The organism is Kocuria sp. CNJ-770 (assembly GCF_001942375.1).
GTDB classification, from domain to species: Bacteria; Actinomycetota; Actinomycetes; order Actinomycetales; family Micrococcaceae; genus Kocuria; species Kocuria oceani.
On record NZ_MKJW01000083.1, the window covers coordinates 38,405 to 57,035 of the forward strand.

At 72.8% G+C, this 18,631-nt stretch carries 13 protein-coding genes, 2 tRNA genes and 2 pseudogenes; 14 read left to right on the plus strand and 3 right to left on the minus strand.

Annotated elements, in window-relative coordinates:
- The first annotated feature begins 184 nt into the window (after positions 1 to 184).
- From BJF77_RS06755 to BJF77_RS06765, 3 genes are all read left to right on the plus strand, one after another.
- On the plus strand, positions 185 to 706 hold the full coding sequence (locus BJF77_RS06755; RefSeq protein ID WP_075871670.1) for a ribose-5-phosphate isomerase: 522 nt from the start codon (positions 185 to 187) through the stop codon (positions 704 to 706).
- Positions 707 to 1,597, plus strand: a complete 891-nt coding sequence (locus BJF77_RS06760) for an Fpg/Nei family DNA glycosylase (protein WP_075871671.1) — start codon at positions 707 to 709, stop codon at positions 1,595 to 1,597.
- A 90-nt stretch (positions 1,598 to 1,687) separates the two neighbouring features.
- Positions 1,688 to 2,329, plus strand: coding sequence for a hypothetical protein (locus BJF77_RS06765; RefSeq protein WP_047804597.1), 642 nt, complete (start codon positions 1,688 to 1,690; stop codon positions 2,327 to 2,329).
- A gap of 112 nt (positions 2,330 to 2,441) precedes the next feature.
- On the opposite strand, the gene BJF77_RS06770 is transcribed toward BJF77_RS06765, so the two are convergent.
- Positions 2,442 to 2,512 (minus strand) — tRNA-Gly (locus BJF77_RS06770).
- 215 nt (positions 2,513 to 2,727) lie between these two features.
- On the opposite strand from BJF77_RS06770, the gene BJF77_RS06775 reads away from it, so the two are divergent.
- The 6 genes from BJF77_RS06775 to BJF77_RS06800 all read left to right on the plus strand — a co-directional run bounded on the left by BJF77_RS06775 (position 2,728) and on the right by BJF77_RS06800 (position 8,040).
- Positions 2,728 to 2,799 (plus strand) — tRNA-Pro (locus BJF77_RS06775).
- A 108-nt stretch (positions 2,800 to 2,907) separates the two neighbouring features.
- Complete coding sequence (tig, locus tag BJF77_RS06780; RefSeq protein ID WP_075871672.1) at positions 2,908 to 4,344, plus strand: trigger factor; 1,437 nt, start codon at positions 2,908 to 2,910, stop codon at positions 4,342 to 4,344.
- A gap of 190 nt (positions 4,345 to 4,534) precedes the next feature.
- The gene (locus tag BJF77_RS06785) at positions 4,535 to 5,200 is read left to right on the plus strand and encodes an ATP-dependent Clp protease proteolytic subunit (protein WP_047804601.1); all 666 of its coding nucleotides are present in this window, start codon (positions 4,535 to 4,537) and stop codon (positions 5,198 to 5,200) included.
- Positions 5,201 to 5,261: 61 nt separating this feature from the next.
- Entirely contained in the window at positions 5,262 to 5,939 is a 678-nt protein-coding gene (locus tag BJF77_RS06790; protein ID WP_047804602.1) for an ATP-dependent Clp protease proteolytic subunit, read from the plus strand.
- A gap of 141 nt (positions 5,940 to 6,080) precedes the next feature.
- Positions 6,081 to 7,376 carry an ATP-dependent Clp protease ATP-binding subunit ClpX gene (gene clpX, locus BJF77_RS06795; RefSeq protein ID WP_047802259.1) on the plus strand — a complete coding sequence of 432 codons (1,296 nt, stop codon included), beginning with the start codon at positions 6,081 to 6,083 and terminating at the stop codon, positions 7,374 to 7,376.
- A 67-nt stretch (positions 7,377 to 7,443) separates the two neighbouring features.
- A complete protein-coding gene (locus BJF77_RS06800; RefSeq protein ID WP_075871673.1) occupies positions 7,444 to 8,040 on the plus strand; it encodes a DsbA family protein in 597 nt (198 codons plus the stop codon).
- A gap of 103 nt (positions 8,041 to 8,143) precedes the next feature.
- Here BJF77_RS06800 and valS read toward each other — a convergent pair whose 3' ends face one another.
- Positions 8,144 to 10,780 (minus strand): valine--tRNA ligase, encoded by a 2,637-nt coding sequence (gene valS, locus BJF77_RS06805; protein ID WP_075871674.1) that lies wholly within the window; start codon positions 10,778 to 10,780, stop codon positions 8,144 to 8,146.
- Positions 10,781 to 11,121: 341 nt separating this feature from the next.
- On the opposite strand from valS, the pseudogene ileS reads away from it, so the two are divergent.
- From ileS to ndk, 4 genes and pseudogenes are all read left to right on the plus strand, one after another.
- Positions 11,122 to 14,477, plus strand: a pseudogene (gene ileS, locus BJF77_RS06810) (isoleucine--tRNA ligase).
- On the plus strand, positions 14,474 to 15,847 hold the full coding sequence (locus tag BJF77_RS06815) for a folylpolyglutamate synthase/dihydrofolate synthase family protein (protein WP_075871675.1): 1,374 nt from the start codon (positions 14,474 to 14,476) through the stop codon (positions 15,845 to 15,847). Before ileS ends, BJF77_RS06815 begins: the two are co-directional and overlap by 4 nt.
- A 91-nt stretch (positions 15,848 to 15,938) precedes the next feature.
- Entirely contained in the window at positions 15,939 to 16,382 is a 444-nt protein-coding gene (locus BJF77_RS06820; RefSeq protein ID WP_075871676.1) for a DUF4233 domain-containing protein, read from the plus strand.
- A gap of 43 nt (positions 16,383 to 16,425) precedes the next feature.
- A complete protein-coding gene (gene ndk / locus BJF77_RS06825; protein ID WP_047802265.1) occupies positions 16,426 to 16,842 on the plus strand; it encodes a nucleoside-diphosphate kinase in 417 nt (138 codons plus the stop codon).
- Between the two features lie 164 nt (positions 16,843 to 17,006).
- Here ndk and BJF77_RS06830 read toward each other — a convergent pair whose 3' ends face one another.
- Positions 17,007 to 17,639: a vitamin K epoxide reductase family protein gene (locus BJF77_RS06830; protein ID WP_047803370.1), complete on the minus strand. Its 633-nt coding sequence runs from the start codon at positions 17,637 to 17,639 to the stop codon at positions 17,007 to 17,009.
- Between the two features lie 660 nt (positions 17,640 to 18,299).
- On the opposite strand from BJF77_RS06830, the pseudogene BJF77_RS06835 reads away from it, so the two are divergent.
- A pseudogene (locus BJF77_RS06835) lies at positions 18,300 to 18,631 on the plus strand (hypothetical protein); the annotation flags it as partial.

The following is an 18,631-nucleotide window of genomic DNA, read 5'->3' on the forward strand; positions in this document are numbered from 1 at the left end:
GCGCCCACGGCCGGTGGGCCGCAGGGATTCCGTCCATTATGTCAGCCGGGTCACCCTCCCCGCCGGAGGACGTCCCGGGCCCGGCCCCGCGCGCCAGCCACTACGCTGGTGGGCGGCCCGTCCGCGCCCGCGGATCCCGCCACGATCCCGCCCCGTTCCCGCGAACCCCAGGAGCACGCCGCCCATGCGCGTCCACATCGCCACCGACCACGCCGGCCTGGACCTCTCCCGCTACCTGGTCGAGGAGCTCGTCGCCGCCGGCTACGACCTCGTCGACCACGGCCCCGCCGAGTACGACGCCCTCGACGACTACCCCGCCTTCTGCATCAGCGCCGCGCGCGCCGTGCGCGAGGACCGGGAGGCGGGCCTGGCCTCCCTGGGCATCGTCCTGGGCGGGTCCGGCAACGGCGAGCAGATCGCCGCCAACAAGGTCCGCGGGATCCGTGCCGCCCTCGCCTGGAACCTGGACACCGCCCGGCTGGCCCGCCAGCACAACGACGCCCAGGTCGTGGCCGTCGGCGGGCGCCAGCACCCCCGGGAGGAGGCGCTGGAGATCGTCAAGGCGTTCCTCGCGGAGCCCTTCTCCGGCGAGGAGCGCCACGCGCGGCGGATCGGCCAGGTCGCCGAGTACGAGGCCACCGGGACCGTGGCGGGCCGGCTCGAGGAGCTGCGCCCGCGGGAGTTCCCCGCCGCCCGGGAGGCCTGAGTGCCGGAGGGCCACTCGGTCCACCGGCTGGCCCGCCAGTTCGCCGACTGCTTCGTGGGCCAGTCCCTGGCCGTCAGCTCCCCGCAGGGTCGGTTCGCGGAGGGGGCCGCGGCCCTCGACGGCGCCGTCCTGGAGGGCGCCCGCGCCCACGGCAAGCAGCTGTTCCTCGACTTCGCCGGGGACCGGGTGCTGCGCTCCCACCTGGGCCTGTACGGGGCGTGGAGCTTCGGCGGCACCGAGAGGTTCCGCGGGGCCTCCTCCATCGGGGCGCCGCGGCGGATCGGCGAGCGGGAGGCCGGCGACGACGCCGCTGCCCCCACCGGCCGGCTGCGTCCGCCCGCGCCGGTGGGCGCGGTGCGGGTGCGCCTGGTCGGCGACGAGGGCTGGGCCGACCTGCGCGGGCCCACGCTGTGCGTGCTCGAGAGCCTCGCGGAGGCCGAGGCCGCCCTGGCCCGGCTGGGTCCGGACCCGCTGGACCCCGGCGCCGACCCGGAGCCGTTCGTGGCCGCCGTGCGGAGCAGCCGCCGGCCGGTCGGAGTGCTGCTCATGGACCAGGCCGTGCTGGCCGGGGTGGGCAACATCTTCCGGGCGGAGTCGCTGTTCCGGTGCGGGGTGGACCCGCTGCGGCCCGGCCGGTCGCTGGACGAGCGGACCGTGCGGCGGCTGTGGGCGGAGAACGTCGCCCTGATGCGCGTCGGCGCCCGGCTGGGCCGGATCGTCACCACGGACCCCGCCGACCGTCCCGGGGTGGACGAGACCGCGGCCCGGCCCGAGCACGCCCACTACGTCTACCGGCGCGCCGGGCAGCCCTGCCGGCGGTGCGGGACCCCCGTGGCGACCGGGGAGCTGGCCGGCCGCGGCCTCTACTGGTGCCCCGCCTGCCAGGCCTGAGCCGCCTGCCCCTGGGCTGCCGGTCTCGGGCCGCCGGTCCTGGGGCCCCCGGCCGTGGGCCGCGGGCTCGGCCGGGGATATCCTGGTGCCATGTCCGGCTGCTGCGGCCCCGCGAACTACGCGAGCGTCTTCGGGCCCCGGGTGGCCCGCGGGCTCGCCGCCCGGTACCGGCTGCGCGGCCCGGACCGGACCACCCGCCGGCTGCTGGACCTCCTCACCGCCCAGGGCGTGGACGGGGCGTCCGTGCTCGAGATCGGCGGCGGGGTGGGCGAGGTGCAGCTGGAGCTGCTGCGCCGCGGCGCGGCCCGCACGACCAACCTCGAGCTGGTGGACTCCTACGAGACCGAGGCGGCCGCGCTGGCCGCGGCGGCCGGGGTCGATGGGCGCACGGTGCGCCGACAGCTGGACATCGCGGTGGACCCGGGAGCGGTGGCGGCCCACGACGTCGTCGTGCTGCACCGGGTGGTGTGCTGCTATCCCGACCACGAGCGGCTGCTGGCGGCCGCGGCCGACCACGCGCAGCGGCTGCTGGTGCTCAGCTTCCCGCCCGACACCCCGGGGATCCGGGCGTCCCTCGCCCTGGTCAACGCGTTCTACCGGCTCACCGGCCGCTCGTTCCGCAACTACCTGCACCCGCCCGAGGCGATGCTGGAGGTGCTGCGCGCCCACGGGCTGCGCCCCGTCCACGCCCACCGCGGTCGGCTCTGGCGGGTGGTCGGCCTGGTCCGCTGACCCGGCCGCGCCCGGCCCGGCGAGCGGGCCGGCGCGGGGTGCCGGCGTCGCGCCGACGACGAACGCCCCGGTCCGAGCGGACCGGGGCGTTCGGGCACAGGAACGTGCGGGGAGGGGATGACGGGAATCGAACCCGCGTAATCAGTTTGGAAGACTGAGGCTCTACCATTGAGCTACATCCCCGGCGCCGCTCGTGGCGGGCCTTTTCCATTAACAGGCCCGGCGCGTGCGGTGTCAAATCACCGGCCGCCCTCCCCGTGCCGGGGCCGGCCCGGGGAGGACCCCGCGGAGCGGCCGCGGCGGGCCGAGGTGCGGGCCCGTCCGCCCAGCCGGTAGACTCGCCGGTGGTCCGTGCCCGTGCACCGGACCGCAGTCGTTGCAGCCGAGGCTGCAGGTACCGGGGCGTAGCGTAGTGGCTAGCGCGCTGCTTTGGGAGCAGGAGATCGCAGGTTCGAGTCCTGTCGCCCCGACGTTGGAGCGGCTGCCCGGCCCATCGGGCAGCCGCCTCTCCGACTGTCCCGGGCCGGAGCACGGCCCCAGAACACCCACCCGACCTACCACTCAGGAGTGCAGCGGAAGTGAAGAGCGCCGTCGAGAAACTCAACCCGACCCAGGTCAAGATCGTCGTGGACGTCCCGTTCGCGGAACTGAAGCCGTTCATCGACGAGACCTACAAGTCGCTCGGGAACCAGATCCAGGTCCCCGGCTTCCGCCGCGGCAAGGTCCCGGCGCGGCTGATCGAGCAGCGCGTAGGCTTCGACTTCGTCGTCGAGAACGCGCTCAACGAGGGGCTGAACACCTTCTTCCAGCAGGCCCTGACCGAGAACGGGATCACCCCCCTGACCCAGCCGCAGGTCGAGGTCGTCGCCAAGCCGGACGAGACGAACCGTGAGGCCGACACCAAGGTCGAGATCGACGTCGCCGTGCGCCCCGAGATCGAGCTGCCCGACTACAAGGGCCTCGAGGTGGAGGTGGACGCCCGCGAGGCCTCCGCCGAGGACGAGCAGAAGGCCCTCGACGAGCTGCGCGGGCGCTTCGGCACCCTCAAGACCGTGGACCGCCCGGCCGCCGAGGGCGACTTCGTCACCCTCGACCTGCAGGCCCTGGTCGACGGCGAGGAGGTCGACGCCGCCAACGACCTGTCCTACCAGGTGGGCGCCGGCACCATGCTCGACGGCATGGACGAGGCCATCACCGGCCTGTCCGCGGGGGAGGACGCCACCTTCGAGACGAAGCTCGCCGGCGGCGAGCACAGCGGCGAGGACGCGACCGTCAAGGTCAAGGTCACCGCCGTGAAGGAGCGCGAGCTGCCCGAGGCCGACGACGAGTTCGCGCAGCTGGCCTCCGAGTTCGACACCATCGAGGAGCTCAAGGAGGACCTGAAGAAGCAGGCCGCCGAGGGCACCGTCGTCGAGCAGGGCGTCGAGGCCCGCGACAAGGTCCTGGAGAAGCTGCTCTCGCTGGTCGAGATCCCCGTGCCGCAGGCCGTGATCGACGAGCAGATCGCCCAGCACTTCGACAACCCGCAGGCCGAGGCCGACCACGACTCCCCGGAGCACCGGGACGAGGTCCGGAAGAACGCCGAGGACGCCTTCCGCAACGAGATCGTGCTGGACGCGGTCGCCGAGGCCGAGGAGATCGGCGTCGAGCAGTCCGAGCTGATCGACTACATCATCAACATGTCCCAGCAGTACGGCATGGACCCGAACCAGTTCGCGCAGCTGCTGGACTCCTCCGGCCAGGCCGGGCTGATGGTCGGCGAGGTCCGCCGCCGCAAGGCCCTGGCCAAGGTCCTGGAGTACGCCACGGTCACCGACACCGAGGGCAACGCGGTGGACCTCTCCGAGTTCGTCCGCCCGCAGGGCGAGGAGCAGGGCGCCGAGGAGCAGACCGAGGAGGTCGCCCCCGAGGAGACCACCGCCGCCCCGACCCCCGGCACCGACGAGGAGTCGGCGGACTCGCCCGAGTCCCCGGAGTCGGCCGATTCGGCGGACTCCGCGGACTCGGCCAAGTGAGGTCCTGAACCCCGCGCCGGAGGCGCCGTCGTTCCCCGGAACGGCGGCGCCTTCGCCGTCGCCGGGCCCGCCGACGGCGACCATGCGCCATCAGCGAACAACCCCGGCGCGGACCGGTTCCGGCGCGGGCCGGGCACTAGTGTTCTGTTCAGAGATCACCGGACCACACGGACGAAAGAGGCACTGTTTCATGACCTCCGCTCACGAGTCGCCGTTCGGCTCGACCCACGCCACCTCCACCGCCCCGCGCCTGCAGGGCGGCGCCCCCATGGGCGGCCAGGACGACTACGTCTACAACCGGCTGCTCAAGGAGCGCATCATCTGGCTGGGCTCCGAGGTGCGCGACGACAACGCGAACCTCATCTGCTCCCAGATGCTGCTGCTCTCGGCCGAGGACCCGCAGGCCGACATCTTCCTGTACATCAACTCCCCGGGCGGTTCCGTCACCGCGGGCATGGCGATCTACGACACCATGCAGCTCATCCCGAACGACGTCGTGACCGTGGCCACCGGCCTGGCGGCCTCGATGGGACAGTTCCTGCTCTCCTCCGGCACCAAGGGCAAGCGCTACGCGACCCCCAACGCCCGGATCCTGATGCACCAGCCCTCCGGCGGCATGGGCGGCACCGCCTCGGACATCCGGGTGCAGGCCGAGCTCATCCTGTCGATGAAGCAGCGCCTGGCGGAGCTCACCGCCGAGCAGACCGGCCAGAGCCTGGAGACCATCCTCCGCGACAACGACCGGGACAACTGGTTCGACGCCCAGCGGGCCCTGGACTACGGCTTCTTCGACCGCATCGCCAGCTCGGCCGGGACCATGACCGGCGGCGGCGGGACCATGAAGGACCAGGACTAGGACCTCGGCGGTCCCGCCCCCACGACCCGGCAAGCACCCCAGACTCTCGAGGATCTCAACGATGACCTACACCTACGGACCTTCGTCCACGGCCGGTTCCGCGGCCGCCCTGCCCACCAGCCGCTACGTGCTCCCCGACTTCGAGGAGCGCACCCCCTACGGGTACCGCCGGCAGAACCCCTACACCAAGCTCTTCGAGGACCGGATCATCTTCCTGGGCGTGCAGGTCGACGACGCCTCGGCCGACGACGTGATGGCCCAGCTGCTGGTGCTCGAGGCCCAGGACGCCGACCGGGACATCACCATGTACATCAACTCCCCGGGCGGGTCGTTCACCGCGATGACCGCGATCTACGACACCATGCAGTTCATCCGCCCGGAGATCCAGACCGTGTGCCTCGGGCAGGCGGCCTCCGCGGCCGCCGTGCTGCTGGCCGGCGGCACCCCGGGCAAGCGCCTGGCGCTGCCCAACGCCCGCGTGCTCATCCACCAGCCGGCCATGTCCGGTCAGGGCGGCGGGCAGGCCTCCGACATCGAGATCCAGGCCAACGAGATCATGCGCATGCGCGAGTGGCTCGAGGAGACCCTGGCCCTGCACTCCGGCAAGAGCGCCGAGGAGGTCAACCGCGACATCGAGCGCGACAAGATCCTCACCGCGGCCGCCGCCAAGGAGTACGGGATCGTGGACCACGTCCTGGAGTCCCGCAAGATCCACAAGCCCGCCACCGTCACCGTCTGACGCGCGGCACCCGTCCCGCCGGAGCCCCGGTGCGCCGCGACCCTCCCGGCGCGGCGCACCGGGGCGTCCCGGTGTTGGGGCGGGCCCCGGTCCTCGCCTATCCTGGACGAGGATTTCCGTACCCGACCAGAGGACTCATTCATGGCGCGCATCGGCGAGACCGCGGATCTGCTCAAGTGCTCCTTCTGCGGCAAGAGCCAGAAGCAGGTCCGCAAGCTCATCGCGGGCCCACGCGTCTACATCTGCGACGAGTGCATCGAGCTGTGCAACGAGATCATCGAGGAGGAGCTGAGCGAGGTCAAGGACCTCGAGCAGCAGGAGCTGCCCACGCCCCACGAGATCTACCAGCACCTGCACCAGTACGTCATCGGGCAGGAGACGGCCAAGCGGGCGCTGTCCGTGGCGGTGTACAACCACTACAAGCGGGTCCGGGCCGGGGAGAACGGCAAGCCCCTGTCCCTGGCCACCGCGGCCGGTGACGAGGACGTGGAGATCGCCAAGTCCAACATCCTGCTCGTCGGGCCCACCGGCTCCGGCAAGACCTACCTGGCGCAGTCGCTGGCCCGCCGGCTCGACGTCCCCTTCGCCGTCGCCGACGCCACGTCCCTCACCGAGGCGGGCTACGTGGGCGAGGACGTGGAGAACATCCTCCTCAAGCTCATCCAGGCCGCGGACTACGACGTCAAGCGGGCCGAGACGGGCATCATCTACATCGACGAGATCGACAAGATCTCCCGCAAGTCCGAGAACCCCTCCATCACCCGCGACGTCTCCGGGGAGGGCGTGCAGCAGGCACTGCTGAAGATCCTCGAGGGCACCGTGGCCTCGGTGCCGCCGCAGGGCGGGCGCAAGCACCCCCAGCAGGAGTTCATCCAGATCGACACCACGAACGTGCTGTTCATCGTGGCCGGCGCCTTCGCCGGCCTGGAGGACATCGTGGACTCCCGCGCCGGGCACACCAGCATCGGCTTCGGCGCCGCGCTGCGGGAGAGCGGCCCGCGGCGGGACCTGATGGCCGACGTCATGCCCGAGGACCTGCTGAAGTTCGGCCTGATCCCCGAGCTCATCGGCCGGCTGCCCGTGGTCACCACCCTGCGGGAGCTCACCGTCGCCGACCTCACCCGGATCCTCACCGAGCCGCGCAATGCCCTGGTGAAGCAGTACCGGAAGATGTTCCAGCTCGACGGCGTCGAGCTGACCTTCGACCCGGACGCGCTGGAGGCCGTCGCCGAGCTGGCGATCCAGCGCGGCACCGGTGCCCGCGGGCTGCGCGCCATCCTCGAGGACGTCCTGCAGCCGGTGATGTTCGAGCTGCCCAGCCGCGAGGACATCGCCGCCGTGCTCGTCACCGCCGAGGCCGTGGCCAAGCGGGCCGAGCCGGAGGTCATCACCCACGAGATGATCCGTGAGGAGCAGAACCGGAACAAAACCGCCTGATCCGTGGCTTGTACTCCGTGAGGCGCCCGCCGGTCCCGGCGGGCGCACCCGCGAGGAGAGGAAGCTGATGACGGACAAGGTCGATTTCTGGTTCGATCCCCTGTGCCCCTGGGCCTGGATGACCTCCCGCTGGATGGAGGAGGTGGAGTCCCGCCGCGACGTGGAGGTCACGTGGCGGATCATCTCGCTCGGCATCCTCAACGAGGAGAACCCGGACAACCACCACCACGGCCACGAGGAGTCGATGTGGCTGGTGCGCGTGGTCGAGGCCGCGGCGGACGCCCACGGCGACGAGCAGCGCAAGAAGCTCTACGACGCGATGGGCACCCGCCGCCACCCCGGCGGCATGGAGGACCTGGAGCAGATCATCACCGAGTCGCTCGCGGAGGTCGGGCTGCCCGCCGAGCTCGCGGCGGCCAAGGACTCCGCGGAGTTCGACGGGGCGCTGCGGGCCTCCACGGAGGCCGCGCGGGCGGTCGCCGGGCAGGACATCGGCACCCCCTGCATCGCGGTCAACGGCACCGGGTTCTTCGGTCCCGTGTTCACCCCCGCCCCGAAGGGCGAGGAGGCCGCGAAGATCTGGGACGGCTCCCTGGCGCTGGCCTCCTACCCGGGGTTCTACGAGCTCAAGCGCGGGCGGGAGCAGGGCCCCGTCTTCTCCTGAGCCTCCGCCACGCCCCGGGCACCGGGGAGCGGCGCCGCGCCGGACCCGGCACGGAGGAAGCCCCCATGGACTGCCATGGGGGCTTCCTCCGTGGCCGGGGCGTCTACCGCGCCGGCTCCTCGGCGGGGGCCAGCTCCACGTCGCGCACGCTGAGGCCCGCGTCCCCGGCCACGAGCGAGAGCTGCGCGGCGTTGCCGGCGGCCCGGAGGTCGTCCAGGCCGGCCTCGAGCCGGGCCACGTCCTCGGCGGCGGCGCCGATGGTCGCCGAGCGCACGGCGGTGCGCTGCTTGACCTTGGCCTCGGACTTCGCCTTGCGCAGTCCGGACAGCGCCTCGCCCAGGGTGGTGAGGATCTCCGGGTCGGCCCCGTCCACGGCCGCGGCGAAGGCGTCGGCCGCCGGCCACGCGGCCCGGTGCACGGACCCGGTGCGCCACCAGGACCACACCTCCTCCGTGGCGAAGGGCAGCACCGGGGCGAACAGCCGCAGCAGGGCGTCGAGGGTGGTGGCGAGCGCGGCGTGCACGGACGCCTGCGCGGCCTCGCCGCGGGCCCCGTAGGCCCGGTCCTTGACGAGCTCGACGTAGTCGTCGGTGAACGTCCAGAAGAACTGCTCGGTGAGCTGCAGCGCCCGGGCGTACTCGTAGTCGGCGAAGGCCTGGGTGGCGCGCTCCACCACGGTGCGCAGCTGCGCGAGCAGCGCCCGGTCCAGGGGCTCGGTCAGCACGTCGGCGGACGCCCCGGCGCCGAGCACGGACGCCTCCGTGACGCCCTGGGCGAGGACGAACTTCGAGGCGTTGAGCAGCTTGATCGCCAGCCGGCGGCCGATCTTCATCTGCCCCTCGTCGTAGGCGGTGTCCGCGCCCAGGCGGGCCGAGGCGGCCCAGTAGCGCACCGCGTCGGCGCCGTAGTTCTCGAGCACCTCCGTGGGGACGACCACGTTGCCCTTGGACTTGGACATCTTCTTGCGGTCCGGGTCGAGGATCCACCCGGAGAGCGCGGTGTTGGTCCAGGGCACCGTGCCGGCCAGCGACTCCGAGCGCACGACCGTGGAGAACAGCCAGGTGCGGATGATGTCGTGGCCCTGCGGCCGCAGGTCCATCGGGAACGTGTTGGCGTGCAGCTGCTCGTCGAACGCCCAGCCGGTGGCGATCTGGGGGGTCAGCGAGGACGTCGCCCAGGTGTCGAGCACGTCCGGGTCGCCGGTGAAGCCGTGCGGCTGGTCCCGCTGGGACTCGTCGAAGCCGGGAGCCGGCTCGGCGGCCGGGTCCACCGGCAGCTGGTCGTGGGCGGGCAGGACGGGAGCGTCGTAGTCCGGGTTGCCGTCGCCGTCGAGGCGGTACCAGACCGGGAACGGGACCCCGAAGAAGCGCTGGCGGGAGATCAGCCAGTCGCCGTTGAGCCCCTCGATCCAGTTCTCGTACCGGGAGCGCATGAACGAGGGGTGCCAGTCCATCTCCCGGCCCCGCGCCAGCAGCGCCTCGCGGCGCTCGGCGTCGCGGCCGCCGTTGCGGATGTACCACTGGCGGGAGGTGACGACCTCCAGGGGCTTGTCGCCCTTCTCGTAGAAGTTCACCGGGTGCACGACCTTCTGCGGCTCGCCCGCCAGGTCCCCGGACTCGCGGAGCATCTCCACGACGGCCTGCTGGGCGGAGAACACCGTCCGGCCGGCCACCCGGGCGTAGTGCTCGGCCGGGGACCCGGCGGCGATCCACTCCGGGGTCTCGTTCGCGAAGCGGCCGTCACGGCCGACCAGCGCGCGGGTCGGCAGCTCCAGCTCCCGCCACCACGTGACGTCGGTGAGGTCGCCGAAGGTGCAGATCATCGCGATCCCGGAGCCCTTGTCCGGCTTGGCCAGGGGGTGCGCCCGGACCTCGACCTCGACGTCGAACAGCGGAGAGCGCACCGTGGTGCCGAACAGCGGCTGGTAGCGCTCGTCGTCGGGGTGGGCCACGAGGGCCACGCACGCGGGCAGCAGCTCGGGGCGGGTCGTCTCGATGTGGACGGTCCCGCCGTCGGGCCGGTGGAAGGCCACCCGGTGGTAGAAGCCCTCCCGCTCCCGGTCCTCCAGCTCGGCCTGGGCCACGGCGGTGCGGAAGGTGACGTCCCACAGGGTGGGGGCCTCGGCGAGATAGGCGTGGCCCGCGGCCAGGTCCTCGAGGAAGGCGCGCTGGGAGACCGCCCGGGAGCGGGCGTCGATCGTGCGGTAGGTGCGGGTCCAGTCCACGGACAGCCCCAGGGTGGAGAAGAGGTGCTCGAAGACCTTCTCGTCCTCGACCGCCAGCTCCTCGCAGAGCTCGATGAAGTTCCGGCGGGAGACCACGTCCCAGTCGCGCTGGTTCTTCGCGGGCTTCTCCGGCGGGCGGTACCCCTCCACGTAGGGCCGGGCGGGGTCGCAGCGCACGCCGTAGTAGTTCTGCACCCGCCGCTCGGTGGGCAGGCCGTTGTCGTCCCAGCCCAGCGGGTAGAAGACGTTCTTGCCGCTCATCCGCTGGTAGCGGGCGATCACGTCGGTCTGCGTGTAGGAGAACATGTGGCCGACGTGGAGGGAGCCGGAGGCGGTCGGCGGGGGAGTGTCGATCGAGTAGACCTGCTCGCGGGTCGTGTCCTCGTCGAACGCGAAGGTGCCCTCCTCGCGCCACTTCCGCGAGTACGTCTGCTCCAGTCCCTCCAGCGCGGGCTTGTCGGGAACGGTCACGGTCGTCGGTGCGGGCGTGTCTGTGCCCTGCGTGTTGTCAGCCATGCGGACCAGTCTCTCATGAGGCCCGGCCCGGTCCGGGGGAGCCCCGGCCTCGGCACCGGCCCGCGCGTGGGTTAAGCTGGGGGCAGTCATCACGGCGTCGATCCGGCCATCACCGGGGAGCCTTCGGAAGAACAGGTCCCGCCCGCCGCGGGAGGGACCCCAGTAGAACCGAACGGGTAAGCCCGTCACAGCAGTCAACGAGCGGCGGCCCGCCTCCGCCCCGGGGATGCTCCCGGGGAAGCGGACCGCAAGCGAGGTGGTACCGCGTTCCGTCCCGGGCGACCGGCCGGCAGCGTCCTTGCTCCCTGACCCGCACGAGCAGCACCGACGTCAGAACGAGGATGGACCCCGTGTCAGACCAGCCCGTCTACCCCAAGGCGACCACCGACCCCGCCGCCCGCGGCGTGCCCGCGGCCCCCGCGTTCCCGGCCGTCGAGGAGCGGGTCCTCGCCTACTGGGCGCAGGACCGCACCTTCCAGGCCAGCGTGGACCAGCGCGATCCCGGCCGGGACGGCTCCAACGAGTTCGTCTTCTACGACGGCCCTCCCTTCGCCAACGGCCTGCCCCACTACGGCCACCTGCTCACCGGCTACGTCAAGGACCTCGTGGCCCGCTACCAGACCCAGCAGGGCCGCCGGGTGGAGCGCCGCTTCGGCTGGGACACCCACGGGCTGCCCGCCGAGCTGGAGGCCATGAAGCAGCTGGGCATGGCCGACAAGGAGGAGATCGAGCGGATGGGCGTCGCGGCGTTCAACGACGCCTGCCGGTCCTCCGTGATGAAGTACGCCTCCGAGTGGCGGGACTACGTGACCCGCCAGGCGCGCTGGGTGGACTTCGACAACGACTACAAGACCCTCAACCCCGAGTACATGGAGTCCGTGATCGCGGCGTTCAAGGCGCTCGACGACAAGGGCCTCGTCTACTCCGGCTACCGCGTGCTGCCCTACTGCTGGAAGGACGAGACGCCGCTGTCCAACCACGAGCTGCGGATGGACGACGACGTCTACCAGGACCGCCAGGACCAGACCGTCACCGTCACCTTCCCCGTGCTCGACGACGCCTCCTGGGCGGTCCGGCCCGAACTGGCCGCCGAGCTGGCCGGGGTGGAGGCCCTCGCCTGGACCACCACGCCGTGGACGCTGCCGACCAACCAGGCGATCGCCGTGGGCCCGGAGATCGTCTACGCGGTGGTCCCCGGGGCCGGGGAGCTCGCGGGCCGCCGCTTCCTCATCGCCGAGGAGCTGCTGGGCGCCTACGCCAAGGACCTGGGCTGGGGCGAGGAGGAGGACCCCGCGGCCGCGGCGGCGGCCGCCGTGACCGCCCGCCACCGCGGGGCGGACCTCGAGGGGCTGCGCTACCGGCGGCTGTGGGACTACTACGCCGACGCCGAGCGCTTCGGCACGGGCACGTCCTGGCAGTTCGTCGTGGCCGACTACGTCACCACGACCGACGGCACGGGGCTGGTCCACCAGGCCCCGCCTACGGCGAGGACGACCAGAACGTCTGCGCGCGCTACGACATCCCCGTGGTGCTCTCCCTCGACGAGTCCGGCGTCTTCCACCGCACCTTCGCCGACGAGCGGCTCGCCCCGGGCGCGCCGCTGGCCGGGATCGCCGGGCGCAACGTCTTCGACAAGGACGTGGCCCGCACGGTGATCCGCGACCTCAAGGCCCAGGGCCGGCTGGTGCGCCAGGCCACCTACGAGCACCCCTACCCGCACTGCTGGCGCTGCCGGAACCCGCTGATCTACCGGGCCGTGTCCTCCTGGTTCGTGGAGGTCACCCGCATCAAGGACCGGATGGTCGAGCTCAACCAGCAGATCAACTGGATCCCGGACAACGTCAAGGACGGCCAGTTCGGCAAGTGGCTGGAGAACGCCCGCGACTGGTCGATCTCCCGCAACCGGTACTGGGGCTCGCCCATCCCGGTCTGGGAGTCCGACGACCCCGAGCACCCGCGCCGCGACGTCTACGGCTCCCTGGCCGAGATGGAGGCCGACTTCGGCCGGGTGCCCCGCAACGACCGCGGCGAGGTGGACCTGCACCGGCCGTGGATCGACGAGCTGACCAGGCCCAATCCGGACGACCCCACGGGCCGCTCCACGATGCGCCGCGTGCCCGAGGTCCTGGACGTCTGGTTCGACTCCGGCTCCATGCCCTACGCCCAGGTGCACTACCCGATGGAGAACCGGGAGTGGTTCGAGACCCACAACCCCGGCGACTTCATCGTGGAGTACATCGGCCAGACCCGCGGCTGGTTCTACACCCTGCACATCCTGGCCACGGCGCTGTTCGACCGGCCCGCGTTCCGCAACGTCATCAGCCACGGCATCGTGCTGGGCTCCGACGGGCAGAAGATGTCCAAGTCCCTGCGCAACTACCCGGACGTCAACGAGGTCCTGGACCGGGACGGCGCCGACGCCATGCGCTGGTTCCTGATGTCCAGCCCGATCCTGCGCGGCGGGAACCTGGTGGTCACGGAGCAGGGCATCCGCGACGGCGTGCGGCAGATGATGCTGCCGCTGTGGAACGTCTACCACTTCTTCGGCCTCTACACGAACGCCGCGAACGGCGGCGCCGGGTACGAGGCGCGCACCCGCCACGAGTCCGGCAACGTCATGGACCGCTTCGTGCTCGCGGCCACCGGCCGGCTCGTGACCGACGTCAAGGACGCCTTCGACCGCTACGACGTCTCCGGTGCCGCCGAGCACCTGCGCGCCTACATGGACACCCTCACCAACTGGTACGTGCGCCGCTCCCGGGACCGCTTCTTCGACGAGGACACCGTCGCCTTCGACGTCCTGTACACCTGCCTGGAGACCGTCTGCCGCGTGGCCGCCCCGCTGCTGCCCCTGGTCACGGAGGAGATCTGGCGCGGGCTCACGGCCGGGCGCTCCGTGCACCTGACCGACTGGCCGGACGCGTCGCTGTTCCCGGCGGAGACCGCCCTGGTGCAGCGGATGGAGACCACCCGCGGCATCTGCTCGGCCGGCTCCGCCCTGCGCAAGGCCCACAGGCTGCGCGTGCGCCAGCCGCTGGCCGGGATGACCGTCGTCGTCCCCGGCGGCGACGCGCTCGCGGGCACCTTCGAGCACATCGTCGCCGACGAGCTCAACCTGAAGTCGGTGACCCTGCTCGACGCGGCGGAGGCCTCCGCGGAGCAGTTCGGCATCTCCCAGCAGCTGAAGGTCAACGCCCGCGCGGCGGGCCCGCGCCTGGGCAAGGGCGTGCAGACGGTGATCCGGGCGACCAAGGCCGGGGACTGGTCCACCGCCGAGGACGGCACCGTGACCGCCGGCGGGGTCGTGCTGCACGAGGGCGAGTACGAGCTGGAGACGGTCGTGGCCGCGGACGCCGCGGCCGGCTCCCGCGCCGTGACCGTGCTGCCCGGCGGCGGCTTCCTGGTCCTGGACACCGAGCTCACCCCCGAGCTCGAGGCCGAGGGCACCGCCCGGGACATGGTGCGGGCCATCCAGCAGGCCCGCAAGGACGCCGACCTGCGGGTCTCCGACCGGATCCGCGCCGTGGTCACCGCCGACGAGCGCACGGTCGCCGCCCTGGAGGCCCACCGGGGCCTCGTGGCCGGCGAGACGCTGGCCGCCGAGCTCGAGCTGCGGGTGGGCGAGCCCTCCGTGGACGTCGCCGTGCTCGGCGCGGCCAGCCCGGCCACCACCGGCGCCGGGACGGTGCAGGCATGAGCGCCCCGTTCGCGGAGGCCGGGGACGCGTCGACCGTCGAGGAGGTCTACGCCCGGCTGCTGGAGCGCGCCCCCGAGAACCGGATGGCCCCGCGCCTGGACGCCGTGCGCCGGGCCATGGAGGTGCTCGGCGAGCCCCAGCGCGCCGCCCCGGTCATCCACCTGACCGGCACCAACGGCAAGACCTCGACCGCCCGGATGATCGAGGCCCTGCTGCTGGCCCACGACCTGCGCGTGGGCCGCTACACGAGCCCGCACCTGGCCCGGGTCACCGAGCGGATCAGCGTGGACGGGGAGCCCGTCGACGACGAGACGTTCGTGCGGGTCTACGGCGAGATCGCCCCGTACCTGGGGTTCGTCGACGCCGAGCTGGCCGAGCGCGGCGAGCCCCGGCTCAGCTACTTCGAGACGGTCACCGCGCTCGCGTTCGCCGTGTTCGCCGACGCGCCGGTCGACGTGGTGGTGCTCGAGGTCGGCATCGGCGGCTCCTGGGACGCCACGAACGTGGCCGACGCCGTGGTCTCCGTGGTCACCCCGATCGACCTGGACCACACCGACATGCTCGGCGACACGGTGGCGGAGATCGCCGCGGAGAAGGCCGGGATCCTCAAGCCCCACGGGTTCCTGGTCTCCGCCCCGCAGGTCCCCGAGGCCGCCGAGGTGCTCCTGGCCCGGGCCCGCGAGCTGGGGGTCCCGTTCCGCTTCGGCGGCGTCGAGTTCGGCGTGGAGTCCCGCGCCACGGCCGTCGGCGGGCAGGTGCTCTCCCTGCAGGGCCTGGCCGGGCGCTATCCCGAGGTGCTGCTGCCGCTGTTCGGCGTCCACCAGGCGGAGAACGCGGCGACCGCGGTGGCGGCCGTGGAGGCGTTCCTGGGCGGCGGCGACAAGGAGCTCAACCCCGAGCTGGTGCGCGCCGGTCTGGGCGCCGTGGAGTCCCCGGGGCGCCTCGAGCTGGCCCGGAAGGCCCCGCCGGTGCTCCTCGACGCGGCGCACAACCCGCACGGGCTCACCGCCGCGGCCGCCGCCCTCAAGGAGGCCTTCACCTTCGGCAAGCTCAACCTGGTGGTGGGCGTGCTGCACGAGAAGGACGCCGAGGCGATGCTGCGGGTGCTGCTGGACGAGTACGAGGAGTTCCACACGGAGTTCTGGTTCACCCGCTCCTCCTCGCCGCGGGCCGTCGACCCGCAGGAGCTCGCGGAGCTGGCCGTGGACCTCGGCTTCCCGGAGGACGTGGTGCACGCCGTGGGCACGCTCGACGACGCCGTGGCCGAGGCGGTCCAGGACGCGGCCGGCCGCCCGGAGTTCGACGGCGCGGTGCTCGTCACCGGCTCGATCACGGTGGTCGGCGAGGCCCGGACCCTGCTGGGCCTGTGACCGCGCACCGCGCCCCGCACCCGGCGGCCCCGCCGCCGGCCCATCCGCAGGCCCTTCCACCGGCCCATCCGCAGGAGAGGAACCGTTCCCCGTGGCACGCATGACCAAGGCCCAGCGCGAGTGGCGTCCCGGGCAGCCCCGCCCCCGCCGCTCGATCCGCACGATGTTCGCCTCCTCCGTGCTGGTCATGGAGGCGTTCATCGCCTTCTTCGCCGCCCTGACCGCCTACGGGATCCTCGGCCGGGACACGGGGGACAGCACGCGCACGGCGATCTTCGCGGGCGGCTGCGTCCTCGCCGTCGTCCTGCTGCTGGCCCCCGCCGTGCTGGGCCGCCCCTGGGGGTACACCCTGGGCTTGGTCCTGCAGGTCGTGCTCATCGCCACGGGCTTCGTGCTCCCCGCCATGTTCGTGGTGGGCGTGCTGTCCGCCCTGGCGTGGTGGTACGCGGTGCGCACCGGGGCGCGGCTGGACCGGGAGAACGCCGCCCGCGACGCGGCCCAGGCGCAGTGGGAGCGCGAGCACCCGGACGGATAGGCTGGGCACCGACATCCCAGACCCGTCCTCCGGAAGGATCCTCATGACCACGGAACGCACCCTCGTCCTCGTCAAGCCCGACGGGGTGGCCCGCGGCCTCACCGGCCAGGTCCTCGCCCGGATCGAGGCCAAGGGCTACCGGCTGGCCGACCTGCGGCTGCTGCACGCGGAGCGCGCCGTGCTCGAGGAGCACTACGCGGAGCACCGGGGCAAGCCCTTCTTCGAGCCGTTGGTGGAGTTCATGCTCAGCGGGCCCGTGGTCGCCGCCGTCGTCGAGGGCGACCGGGTGATCGAGGGCTTCCGCTCGCTGGCCGGGACCACCGAGCCGACCACCGCCGCGCCGGGCACCATCCGCGGCGACCTCGGCCGGGACTGGGGCCTGAAGGTCCAGCAGAACATCGTGCACGGCTCGGACTCCCCGGAGTCCGCCGAGCGCGAGATCGGCATCTGGTTCGCCTGAGCGCCGGGTGCGACGACGGCGGCCCGCCTCCCAGCAGGGAGGCGGGCCGCCGTCGTCCGGCGCCGCGCCCGGGCGGGCACCGCGGTTCGGCCCGAGCGGTTCGGCCCGAGCGGTTCGGTCCGGGCGATCCAGCTTGCCAGCTTGAGCGGTTCCGCCCGGACAGGTCAGGCCGGGAAGATCACGCCGGCGAAGCGGATCAGCACCGTCCCGAAGATCAGCACGAGCAGCGCGGCGGCCGCGAACCAGGCCCACTGCTCCGCACCTCGCGCCACGGCGGCCGGGGCGGGCAGGACGCCCGCGCGCAGGTTGCGGGCGGTGGTCTGCACCACCAGCACCGTCTGCATCACCCAGACGAGCATGCAGTACAGGCACAGGGCGTTGATCTCGAACGTGGTCTGGTACCACAGCCACAGCACGAACAGCCACCCGAGGGTCACCCCGATCTGCACGCCCCACCAGTACCAGGCCGCGAACCGGGCCCCGGCCAGCACCGCCAGGGCCACGGCCACCACGACCGCGTAGGCCACGAGTCCGATGAAGGGGTTGGGGAAGCCGAAGGCCTCGGCCTGCGGAGTGCGCATGACCGTGCCGCAGGAGAGCCAGGAGTTGATGTCGCAGCTGGTGCGGTGGCCGGCGTCGAGGAAGAGCTGGACCCGCTCGTAGACCAGCGTGGCCGCGCCGTAGAAGCCGAGCAGGCCGGTCACGAGGGCCACGAGACCCCAGCGCCGGTCGGCGCGCGCGGCGGGCTCGGAGCGCTGGGCGGGGGAGTCGTCGAGGGCTGAGGCAGAGGTGGTCACAGGCCCGATCCTAGGGGATGCGCCCCGGAGTTCCCGGGGAGCGCGGCGGGCCGGTTGCGGGCGGTGACGAGCGCAATCCGGGTCGGAGCCGGGCGTCTGTGAGATACTGACCACGGTCGAGCCCGCCCGTACGCGGAATCTCGGCCCAGCCGGACTTCGACGCCGGTCGGCAGGACCCGCGGCTCTCATCGGATTGAGCGCGTCCGCCGCCGGCCCAAGACCGTTGCCCTTGCGAGCAGCGGCTCGGAGCCCCGGACTGGCTCGTTGCCGTCCCCGCCCGTTCGCGTGGCGTGCGGGACGCGGCGGGTACGCACAGGACTTCTGGCCGCCGCGTGGACCCCACCGGCGAAACGCCGACCAAGCCGCTGCGGGGACCGGGTACGGACGGCGTACCGCGGCATGGAGCACAGCTGTATATGGATGCCGAACAGGTGAACCAGGACGGGGCGCAGGACGCCCTGGACGCTGGTCAGCAGAACACATCGGACGACGCGCGCCGGGAACCCCCGGCTATGGACCGGGCGGCCGACATCGCCCCCGGGACCCTGGCGGAGACGCCGGGCGACGTCCTCGACGAGCCCGCCGGAGCGCAGCCCTCCGCCCCGGCGCACGGCGACGCCGCCGGGACCGATACCCTCGACGTCGCGCCGGGCACCGCCCGTGCCCGGCGACGAGACGCCGGGCGCGGTGGCCGAGGAGGTCTCCGCCCCGAGCCGCCCCGCCCCGGGCACGCCCGGGGCCGCGCAGGCCGGCGAGGAGATCGAGCCGGCCGGTGAGGCCCAGGACCTCGGCGTGAGCGCCGCGCCGGCGGACCAGGACGCGGCCCCCGCGGCCGGAGACTCGCCGTCCGCCGCGGACAGTGCAGGGAACAGCGCCGAGGACACCGCGGAGGACACCGCCGAGAACACCGCCGCGTCCGCGGAGGAGGCTCCCCGCACGGGTTCCGCGTGGGACCCGGACGGCGACGGCCCGGATGCCGCCCGCGCGCCGCG